Source organism: Ruminiclostridium cellobioparum subsp. termitidis CT1112 (assembly GCF_000350485.1).
In the GTDB taxonomy this organism is placed as follows: Bacteria; Bacillota; Clostridia; order Acetivibrionales; family DSM-1351; genus Ruminiclostridium; species Ruminiclostridium termitidis.
In genome coordinates, this window is the sequence record NZ_AORV01000058.1 from 61942 (window position 1) to 73393 (window position 11452).

The following is an 11452-nucleotide window of genomic DNA, read 5'->3' on the forward strand; positions in this document are numbered from 1 at the left end:
TATAATTAATACTAGCTTTTGAACAATTTTCTGAGACCTGTCTTTTCCCGTTTGCAGTAAGGCAGGTATTTGGGATTGACCGTATGATACTCCACACACTCTTTACATTTGCCATGGCGGGGACAGGCTTCCTTTTTACAGTTGCAATTTTCCAAACCATTCTCAAGCAGCATGAATTACATTCCTCCATATAAATATAAAATAATTATATCAGGAAAAGATAAAAAAATCACTTGTATCTGGTAGTCTGTAACATCTAAATTCATATATTGCCGTCGGTTAAATTTCCTCAGGATTTGATTCCCGTCATCACAATACCTTCAAGTATGTATTTCTGCCCAAACATAAATACCACCAGGCAGGGCAGGACCACTATGGTAGAAGCGGCCATTATTATATGCCAGGCCGACACATATTGCCCCTGCAGCTGCTGCAGGCCGATTGCAAGTGTGTACTTTGTATCGTCGCTCAAATATATCAGAGGATTAAAAAAATCATTCCAATGAAACATGAATGAGAATATAGCAACCACTACTATGGCCGATTTACTCAGGGGAAGGATTATCCGGGAGTAAATACTTGCATACGAAGCACCGTCCATTACGGCCGCTTCATCAAGCTCGGCAGGTATTGACATAAAGAATTGCCTGAACAGGAATATGTTAAAAGCTCCTCCTCCCAGAAAACTTGGAGCGATAAGCGGAACAAACGTATTATAAAACCCCAGTGTCTTCCAGCCAATAAATTGTGGTATCAGTGTAACCACGCCCGGCAGCATCATTCCGCTGAGTATAACACTGAAAACCAAATCCCGACCCTTCCATTTCAGTCTTGAGAAACCAAAGGCGGCCATTGTGGCTGTGAGTATTGTGCCAAATGTGCCAAACACCAAAATTATTACGGTATTGAGCGCATATAATCCAAACGGAGCCATTGTTGCAGCTTCAATGTAATTATTCAGTGTGAAGGGATTTGGAATCCATTCGGGAGGCAGGATAAAAATCTGAGCAATGTCCATAAATGAACTTCTGATCATCCACACCAGCGGCAGTATGAAGGTTATCCCCAAACCGCATAAAATAATATATACTGAAATATTTCCAATAGTCTTTTTCATTTTCAGGCTTTCTCCCCCTCATAATATACCCACTTGTTCTGTGTTTTCAAAATGATGGCTGAAAATACAACAATTATAATAAAAAGAATCCATGCAAGGGCAGATGCATATCCCATATTGGATCTTTGAAACGCCTCACGGTATAAGTAAAATACAAAGAATAAACTTGCATCATTTGGTCCGCCGTTAGTCATTATGTATGCCTGCGTAAAAATCTGGAATGAGCCTATAATGGCCATAATGGCATTAAAAAAAATTGTTGGAGTCATTAACGGTATGGTAATGTTGAATAACTTATGAAATGAATTTCCCCCATCGACATCAATAGCTTCGTAATAATGCTTCGGTATGTCCTGAAGCCCTGCAAGAAATATCACCATAGTTCCTCCGGTACCCCAGAGTCCGATAAGTACTATTGTGGGAATTACACTTTTTTCATCAAAGAGCCAAGAGCTCACCGGAAGCCCCAATTTCATTAAAAGGGTGTTGACCAGTCCGAAATCGGGATTTAATATCCACAGCCAAATTACTGCCGTTGCTACCGCCGGTACGATAGTCGGTATGTAAAATACCGTTCTGAAGAATGCTCTGAACTTTATATCGCTATTCAATAACAGCGCAATAGCGAATGAGAATATGATGGATGCAGGTACACTGAGTAATGTATAATATGCCGTCGCCTTTAAGGATTTATAGAAAAACAGATCCTCTCCCGAAAACATCTTTTGATAATTTGCCAGGCCTGTAAATTTGGGCATGTTGAATCCGCTGTAATCGGTGAAGCTGAGAAACAGGCTTACTATCATAGGTATCAAGGTTAAGGCAATAAATCCTGTTATTGCAGGAGCGGTAAACAATATTCCATGTATAGCGTCACTTTTTAGCCTTCTGCCGGATTTTATATGGGTTTCATAGTCTGTCGTCATTGTAATATTCTCCTAAATAAGTTGAGCAATGACCGATAGACATGCTAACCGGCCATTTGCTCAATAAAATCTCACTATTTATATCACCTTATATCAGCGTTCTCTCTTACCCTGCACCAGCGGCTGGGCTTTGGCTTCTGCGGCCTTCATTGCCTCTTGGGCAGTCTGCTGTCCAAGCCATACCTTGTCAAGAGCGGGATTTACAATATCTATTATTTTATTGAAGTTTTTGACCGTACCTGTAGGAGTTGGAACACTGTAATTCAGAAGCATGCCTACAATTCCCTGGACATATCCGTCGGGGCGTGCGGTAGTATTGGTGGTCCACTGGTCCAGCTTATCCTTTTCGGTAAGCCATGGTTTTGTAACAGGCATCAGATTGCCGTTTTTGTAAAGTGTAATATCCTGTCCCGGGTCAACCAGATAGGTTGCCAGCTTCCAGCTTGCTTCCGGATTTTTGGTATTGGCATAAATGGAGAGCATCCCTGTAACAGCTTGAGTTTTCAGTTCCTTCATTTTCGGCAGTACTCCGCTGCCAAAGTTAAATTTTGCCGAATCTATAGGCAGATGCACCCACTGGCCATCTATTGCCATTGCCACTTTTTTTGTCTGAAGGGCGATTTCGGTCCCCGGCAGTCCCTTCTCGGCAGTTGGGGTCGGAGCCACATGGTGAACATTGATCAAATCCGCCAGTTTTTGAAGCGCTTCCACGGCCTCCGGCTGACTCAGCCCGAACTTGCCGTCCTGGGTTACGTAATCCCCGCCATTTGAATAGATAAAGTTACCCCACAACCCCCACCATTTAGGAAAGGATATACCGTATTGGACGATCTTTTTGGGGTCAAAGGACGGATCCAGAGCATTTTTACCATTTTTGTCCACTGTAAGCTTTTTAGCGGTTTCCACAAACTGGTCCCAAGTCCAGGCCTTTTCGGGATCGGTTGGAGGAGTCTCAACGCCTGCAGCCTGTATCATGTCCTTGTTATAGAAAAGATTAAAAACCTCAAGCCCGTTTCCCACTCCGATTATTGTATCTTTATCGAGATAGAATAAATCCTCGGGTACGAAATCGGACAACGGTGTTTCAGAATTTTCGGCTATTGTTTTCAAATTCATCAGTTTCCCCTGTTCGGCAAGAGGATATGCTATGGTGGCCGATTCCAGCTGTGAGATATCAAGGGGCTCATTAGCCGCAACCATTGTGGTTATTTTAGTGTCATAGTTGGCATTGGGTATAACCATTGTTTTTACTTTGATCCAGCTGTTTTCCTGCTCAAATTTTGCAATGGTGGCTTCGGTGGCTTTCTTTTCGGTAGCCGAACCCCAGCAGGTATACACAATTTCCACAGGTTCCTTGGGTTCTTTCTTCTGAGCCTGCTGAGTACCCGAAGACACCTCTGATGCGGTGCCGCCCGACGTGGTGTCACTGCTCACGGTATCCGAAGTGCTGCCGCAGCCAAACAGAGCAGTCGCTAACATCAGGCCTGTTAAAATAACTGCTGTTATTTTAGAATAATTTTTCATTGAATGTCCCTCCAAATTATTAATAATCTGATCATCGATGACATTTTTATTATAGCTGCAAAAAATCCACCATAGAATTCTAACATTTACCGAATGGTGGATTCTGTTTCAAACATTTAATTTAACACGTTGTGCTAATTAAAACTTTGTGCTTTGCAGATAGATTTATTAATCAGCACAATCCGTTAAATTAACGGCAGTGTGATCTCAACCTGTGTTCCGCTCCCTATGACAGATGTGATATTCACCCCGTACTCACTTCCAAACAGCAGCTTTATCCTCTGATCAACATTTGAAATACCTATTGAATCGGAAGTTCTTTGGCCGGTATAACTCACAGTATCGGTACTCATACCTTTTCCGTTGTCAATTACCCTGAAATAACTTATGCCGTTTTTCGCCAACCCCTCTATTTTTATTTTCCCACCCTGTACGATGTCTTCAAACCCATGGATAATTGCATTCTCCACAAAGGGCTGCAGAAAAAGCTTGGGAACTTTTGTAAGGTTCAGCTCCTCAGCAATATTGTATTCCACCGAAAATTTGTCGGTATACCTTGCTGACATTATAAAAACATAGCATTCCAGCCAGTGCAGATCATCCTTGAAATTCACCATGTCCTGCTTATTTTTAACGGTATAGACCAACATATGGCATAAATTCATTATGATATCACTTATTTTATCGTTCCCTTCCTTAATGGCCATCCAATTGATTATATTCAGCGTATTATAGAGGAAGTGCGGGTTCAGCTGCAGGTTAAGAGCCATTATCTGAGTTTCCTTCTCTCTGATTTTCACAGCGTAGTTCTCTTCAATCAGATTCTCTATCTGTTCCCTCATTTCATTGAATTTGAGAACCAGATAACCAAATTCGTCTGCCGAGTCAATTGGTACTATACTTCTGAAATCACCTTTGGCCATATTTTTCATAGCCTTTGTCAGCCTGTTGATAGGTCTTGTAATCATGGCGGAAATTACCAGGGAGAGAACTATGGCCGTAATGATAAAAATAGTTGATAATGTAATTATGGAGTAGACAATCGACGGTACAAAAGTACTTGCTATTTCGGCCGTGGGTATTTCCGCAACAGTCATCCAGTCGGTCACAGTCGATTGATCGAAACATATAAGAGTATTATTGATATTCATGGTTCCGGTTTTCCTTGCAAATACCTCATCCAGCCAATCCGGTTCATATGTGCTTCCGATCAATTCCCTATCGTTATCCGACACTATTTTTCCCCTGCTGTCAATGATATAGTATTTAGCTCCCTTTATTGGTATGGAGTCCCGGAATATTTCATCTATAAAATCCTCTTTAAAATAAATGGTAAGGATGGGTTTTTCAACGCTGTCATCAAGTACCTTTAAAAGGCTCTCATCTATATAAAAACTATTTATGACTCTGGACGCGGAGAAAACATTTTGAACCTCAAAGTCAAATTCCTTTAACTCATCATGTCCAAACATTGACAAATAGTTATATGTGGGCTCCCAATTCATCTTACCGTTTAAATTTACGGTGTCCCTGTACAATTTTGACTTTACATAGCTTTCTCCATCCAGCATTGTAAAATTATTTCCGAAAATAAAATAGGAGGTAGCTATTTGAGCGCCGTATACATAGTTAATAAGAGAAAAATTATCATTGATTATCCGGGTTACCTTTCTGTCCATGGACAGTACATTGCTTTTGTTTGTATTTATGTCATTGAATATCTCAAATAGTTCACTGTTTCTTATTAAGGCCAGGCTGTTCTCCTCTATTTTTGATAGCTTGATATCCAATATGTTGTTTTTGCTTTTAATGATTTCATATGTATTTTTGGTTGTAAGCTCCGAAGTGAAATTAAGACTTGAGGTATAATAGTGTACTTCAAAAACAAGCACACTGATAGTCAAAAGCAGGATATATGAAATAATCAATTTCGTTTTGAATTTAATACTTTTGATTCTGAATATTATATTTTTCATAAGTTGATTCTCCAAGGTTAGATATCAAAGTTCACCTGTATCTACAGCAATTTGTTTGCAACGAATTTTCTGAACTCATCCGGAGACATTCCATATGTTTTCTTAAAGACCCTTATAAAGTATTTCACATCCTTGTATCCTATCTTTTCTGATATTTCGTATATCTTCAGCCTGTTATTTTTCAGATACTCCTTTGCTTTTTTCATACGGACGCTGAAAATATATTCCGACAGATTCATATTTGAATAATTTTTAAACAAGGTGCTGAAATAATTTGAATTAAAATTAAATTTATCAGCCAGATCATCCAATTTCAAATCCTCCATGTAATGCTTATTAATATATTCCTTACAGTCAACAAATATTTTTTCGTACCTCAAAGCTTTGTTGGAACCCATTATGTCAACAAATTTCTTCAAATAATCATCTGCCAGTGCCTGCAGCCCGGTAAAGCTCTGTACTCTATGTATGTCTTCCTTTATTGAATTGATTAATAAACTATATTCATCCTCTCTTATAAAACTTTGACACAATCTGGAGGAATTATATAAAATAAAAACCACTATTTCCTTGAGACTTTCAGGATCGGCAAACTGCTCCCGGGTAAACCTCTTCAGAATATTCCCAAGGGCGGCCGACGCCGTCATGTAATCGACTTTCTTTATTGCATCGTACATTTCGTTCTCTTCAACATATTTGCCAAAGGCGTTTGAGAACCGCACAGGCTCAATTTGCCCCGAAGCCAGTATTGTGGAATTCTCAAAGAAAAATGCATAATTTACCGTCTTTACGGAATCCATATATGAGTTTATTATGCTCTGTGAATCAATATTGAACCTGCTGCCTATTCCAATTGTTATGTCTAAACTGAATTGTTCTTTCAGCTGTCGGGCAAAAGGCTCCAATAGGTCCAATAGGTTGGAAATCAACATATCCTCAATTCTATTTGAGACAGTGCTGTCTTCCTTTGTCAAAATAGTAACCATAATATTCTCATTGTCCTGGTCAAAAAACGATATGGAATGAAAAACCGGATCCAAAGCGGTCTTTAAGAGATATTTAATGTCGGCTCTGCAGGAATCTGTTTCGTCACTGCTGAAACGGCTGTAGTTTTTTATTTTTGTCGTAATGACAAAGCCAGTTTTATATTGCTCAAATAATTCCAGAAGTTCCTGGCATTCAGCTTTTTTCAAACGGCCCTTTACAAATTTATTCAACTGGTATTCCAGATAAAACGGAAATGAAATGCTATAGAGCTTGCTCTCCTCTTCAGCTCTTTTGGCTTCATCAATTTTCTTTTCGGCCCTGGTTAATAACTCATCAACTTTTGCTTCATTAACAGGCTTGAGTATATAGTCAAAAGCTCCAAGGCTGATGGCCCTGTGCGCATATTCAAAGTCCGCATATCCGCTCAGCATGATCACTTGCATTTTGGATAACATATTGCCGTGAATCTCCTCAAGGAAGGACAACCCATCCTTGACCGGCATTCTTATATCTGTAATGGTTATATCTATATCCCTGCCGTTTACAATATCCAATGCCTCCCTGCCGTTGTTTGCCGGAATTATTTCGGCAGCAGGCCTGAGTTTTCCAATCATTGCTATAAGTCCGTCCCTGTGAATCGGTTCATCATCTACAACTAAGATTCTATTTGACACTGTATTCAACCTCCAAAGAAATCAAGCATAGATTTTAAAAAATAAATTATTTATGACAATGTGGAGTTGCCGGAACACGAAGTGTGCAATCATAAATCATACCGAATTTATAATATCATAAATCAAATGTCACATATATTCCACTCTTTTATAAATGGTGGAATATATTCGGAGGTTTTATTTCATTTGCCTGAATTTTTTAGGGGACATACCCGTCTTTGCCTTAAACCTGTTTGAAAAATAGTGTTCATCGGTAAAATTCAATTTAAAGGCAATTTCCTTTACCATTAAATTTGTATTCTTCAGCAGCAGTTTAGCGGTTTGAATCCTCTTTTCCAGCAGATATTCATAGGGGGTCTTGCCGAATTCTCTTTTAAACAGGCGTATTACCTGGGCCGGGGATCTGAATATTTGCCTGCCCAGATCCTGAAGGCTGATATCATCCTCCAGATGCAGATCCAAAAAATGTTTTATTTTGAAAGCCTCGCTGCTTTTTACAGCTTTATTCTGGTTTACCCACAGGTGTATTTGCTGGATTATTTCATGGAACAGGACAGCGGCTCTGGACAGCAGCTCTTCACTGCCGCCCTTTTTTGATTGTATTACCCGGTACATTTCATTGAACAGCAGCTCCAGATTGAGCCCTTCAATGTGATTGACACTGCCCAGTTCATAGGCCTCAATCAAATGTTTTATCAGGCGTCCCCTGGCATTGAACCAGATCTTGACCCATGGATCCTCCCTGTCTGAATAATAGACATGATTGCTCCCCCGATGCAGTATGTATATATCACCTGCCGCGGGGTGAAATATTTCTGAATTGTACACTACCGTCCCCTGACCGCTTAGAATAAATTCAAAAACATAAACACTTGAATTTGTCCTCTTGATTTTGTAGGTTCCGTCACAATACGATATACCGGCCATTTCTATATGGAACAGGCAATTGTCATTATCATTATCATTTAACGGTAAACTTACTATTTCTTCTTTGATGTTAATATACCTCACTTATTTGATCATTTTGTGCATTTATAGCTCTGTTTATTATCATTATAATACAATTAATAAACTTTGTGTATGTGGAGGTATTTGCTATGAAAAATAATTTCAGACCGGCTGCTGTTCCTCTTGTGACAGTTGATCCATATTACAGCGTATGGTCCATGTCGGACAATCTTATGTACGACCACACCAGACATTGGACTACAGCGCCCAACGGAATGGTGGGAATGATCAATATTGACGGAAAAGTGTGGAAGTTCATGGGGAGACTGGAGCCCGACGCCAAACTCTATGAAACCAAAACAGACCCCGATGGTATGGAGCAAAAATCCCTGTCGGTCAGTCCCCTTACGACAACATATGTTTTTGAAGCGGCAGGTGTCGGTCTGACGGTTAAATTTACCACGCCCCTGCTGCCCGATGATCTGCAGCTCCTGTCCAGGCCTGCGTCCTATATAAATTTTTCAGTTTATTCAACCGATAACCGCACTCACCAGGTAAAAATTTATTTTGATGTAACAGGAGAATGGTGTGTGAATACTGCCGATCAAAAAGTAGTATGGTCGGGTGAAAGACATGCTGATATTGAAATATTGAGGATGGGCACTGAAGAACAAAAAGTCCTGAACCGTTCGGGAGACGACCTCAGAATCGACTGGGGCCACTTATATCTGGCTGTTCCCGGCAGCAGCGCCTCCTCCTTTATGAAACCGTATACCGTAAGAAAAGAATTTGCCGGAACAGGCACAGTGAAGAGGGACAGCGAAAACTGCATCCCGGGGAAAGTCAGCGACAGCATGCCGGTAATAGGCACCGTTCTGGATTTTGGAACAGTCGGCGAACACCCTGGTAACCGGTTTGTTCTTCTGGCATATGATGATGTATTTTCAATCGAATATTTTAACAGACCTTTAAAAGCATACTGGAAAAAGGATGGACTTACGGTGCAGGATATAATTGCCCAGGCAGTATCCGGTTTTGATAAAATCATTGCCAGGTGTGCCCAATTCGATGAAAAGGTCATTACGGCCGCCACACGGGCCGGCGGAGAAAAGTATGCACAGCTCCTTGCTCTCTCCTACAGACAGGTAATTGCGGCACACAAGCTGGTCCTGGATGAAAAAGGTGAAATTCTGTTTATATCCAAGGAGTGCTTCAGCAACGGATGTATGGCTACAGTCGATGTGAGCTACCCCTCAATTCCCATGTTTCTGCTGTACAATCCCGAGTTGGTTGAAGGAATGCTGAGGCCCATTTTTGAGTATTCCCGCAAAGAGGAGTGGATTTTTGACTTTGCACCCCACGACATAGGCACATATCCGCTGGCAAACGGTCAAAAGTACAGTCATGACGGTAAAAAACTCATAGATACCTATCAGATGCCTTTGGAGGAATGCGGCAATATGCTCATAATGACGGCTGCCGTTTCCCTTGTACGGAATGATTTCCAGCTGGCACGGGAAAACATGGACCTCCTTGAGAAATGGGCCCGCTACCTTCTGGAATACGGAATGGATCCGGGTGAACAGCTCTGTACCGATGACTTTGCAGGCAAGCTGGCACACAACACCAACCTGTCCATTAAGGCAATAATCGGCATAGGGTGTTACGCTTTGCTGCTCAGTCAAATGGGGAGGAAGGCAGAAAGTTCGGAATACATGCAAAAAGCCGGAGAAATGGCTATAAAATGGGAGGTAATGGCCTCCGAAGAGGATCATTACAAGCTTGCCTTTGATACTGCCGGCTCATGGAGTTTAAAATACAACCTGGTCTGGGATAAATTGCTGGGATTAAATCTGTTCGATGATAAAATCAGAGAAAAAGAAGTGGCGTATTACCTGAAAAAGCAGAACAAATACGGAACCCCGCTGGATTCAAGACGGGCTTTTACAAAATCGGACTGGCTGGTCTGGGCGGCATCACTTGCTTCATCAAAAGAAGATTTTGTCAATATGATCAATCCTTTATGGGATTTCGTAAATGAAACCTCCATACGGACACCTTTTACCGACTTTTACGGCACTCTTGACGGATTGCAGAGGGAGTTCCAGCACCGCTCGGTTTTGGGAGGAATTTTTATAGGTTTGCTCAATCCTGCATTATTTAATCCCACGCGCTGATTTTAAAGCAAATCTTTACGGCAGCAGCACCTTAAAGTCAATTGCAAGTATTCTAAAAAGCCGGGCAGTGTTGCGCTCCCCGGCCTGCTGCCATTACATTATACATTATGCTTGTATCGTATCTGCAACCGTAATCATATTTTTGCCAGCCTCCCGGCAAGAATATTCCTGCTCCTTTTTACTTCCCCGGCAGTATTTCTTTTTTCGGCCAACTCCATAACCTTGATGGGAATTCCCCTGATAAGCTCCATATAAGCTTCAAGCCCATTACCGTGGACAAACGGACACAAATGGTCAATAGTCCCTTTTGTGTCATGAATATGTACTCCTATGATTTTATCCTTGAGTTTCGTTGCCTCTTCAAGGCTGCTGAACATGCCCATATTTTCCAAAAGCATGCCATGTCCGATATCAAACCAAAAATATACCGGGTATTCTTTTAAGGCATCAATCAGCATTTGTGCATCGTGAAATAAAGATATCTGATGGCATGACATCCTGTTCTCCAGGCCAAGTGCGGTCCTGTAACCCTTTTTCCCCATGGCCTCACATATGGCCTCAAGGCTTTGCCGTATCAATTCAATATACTTTGGCTCGTTTTTTTCCCGCTCCCTCATAAATTCATCAAATAAATTTTTATAGAAACTGGTATTTTTGTGTCCCTCAGCAAGCATTTGTGTCAATAAAGAGTTATAGTCCCTTGATAACGGAACTTCACCGGCATGGATTACAACTGCTTCAGCATTAAATCTTTGAGCTTGTTCCACTGAATTAAACGTAACCTCAATGGCTTCATCACGTGACTTTCTGTCGGGATGTCCCAGCAGAAGCGAATCTGTATGAAATTCCTTTATTTCATTGTAGGGGAATACATTATGTACACTTGAAATGGTTATCTCACCGGCTTCAACCATTTCAGCTATTTCATCAGCCATTTCTTTTGTTACATTGTAATTCAGCTCCACCCGGGAAAATCCAAGACTTTTCAGCTCTTCAACCATGGCCTTCCCGCTTGAGTGGCGCCCTACATTCCAACAGGTAGAAATCGAAAGCATATCAATATCATTTACAGCTTTTCCGTCTCCCATACTGCAAACCCCGCAATCATTCAACATGTATCCAA

At 41.0% G+C, this 11452-nt stretch carries 9 protein-coding genes; 1 reads left to right on the forward strand and 8 read right to left on the reverse strand.

Annotated elements, in window-relative coordinates:
• Positions 1–11: 11 nt before the first annotated feature.
• From CTER_RS28420 to CTER_RS20305, 7 genes are all read right to left on the reverse strand, one after another.
• Positions 12–173: a hypothetical protein gene (locus CTER_RS28420; RefSeq protein WP_004628927.1), complete on the reverse strand. Its 162-nt coding sequence runs from the start codon at positions 171–173 to the stop codon at positions 12–14.
• Positions 174–289: 116 nt separating this feature from the next.
• Entirely contained in the window at positions 290–1117 is an 828-nt protein-coding gene (locus CTER_RS20280) for a carbohydrate ABC transporter permease (RefSeq protein WP_004628792.1), read from the reverse strand.
• Positions 1118–1119: 2 nt separating this feature from the next.
• The gene (locus CTER_RS20285) at positions 1120–2043 is read right to left on the reverse strand and encodes a carbohydrate ABC transporter permease (RefSeq protein ID WP_004628923.1); all 924 of its coding nucleotides are present in this window, start codon (positions 2041–2043) and stop codon (positions 1120–1122) included.
• 93 nt (positions 2044–2136) lie between these two features.
• Positions 2137–3567, reverse strand: a complete 1431-nt coding sequence (locus CTER_RS20290; protein ID WP_004628881.1) for an ABC transporter substrate-binding protein — start codon at positions 3565–3567, stop codon at positions 2137–2139.
• 185 nt (positions 3568–3752) lie between these two features.
• A complete protein-coding gene (locus tag CTER_RS20295) occupies positions 3753–5543 on the reverse strand; it encodes a cache domain-containing sensor histidine kinase (protein WP_004628763.1) in 1791 nt (596 codons plus the stop codon).
• Between the two features lie 41 nt (positions 5544–5584).
• Entirely contained in the window at positions 5585–7204 is a 1620-nt protein-coding gene (locus CTER_RS20300; RefSeq protein WP_004628857.1) for a response regulator transcription factor, read from the reverse strand.
• Between the two features lie 177 nt (positions 7205–7381).
• Positions 7382–8215 carry an AraC family transcriptional regulator gene (locus CTER_RS20305; protein WP_004628846.1) on the reverse strand — a complete coding sequence of 278 codons (834 nt, stop codon included), beginning with the start codon at positions 8213–8215 and terminating at the stop codon, positions 7382–7384.
• Between the two features lie 86 nt (positions 8216–8301).
• Here CTER_RS20305 and CTER_RS20310 point away from each other — a divergent pair, with 86 nt between their 5' ends.
• Entirely contained in the window at positions 8302–10329 is a 2028-nt protein-coding gene (locus CTER_RS20310; protein WP_004628770.1) for a glutaminase family protein, read from the forward strand.
• Between the two features lie 134 nt (positions 10330–10463).
• Here CTER_RS20310 and CTER_RS20315 read toward each other — a convergent pair whose 3' ends face one another.
• On the reverse strand, positions 10464–11417 hold the full coding sequence (locus tag CTER_RS20315; protein WP_207636342.1) for a sugar phosphate isomerase/epimerase family protein: 954 nt from the start codon (positions 11415–11417) through the stop codon (positions 10464–10466).
• Positions 11418–11452 lie beyond the last annotated feature (35 nt).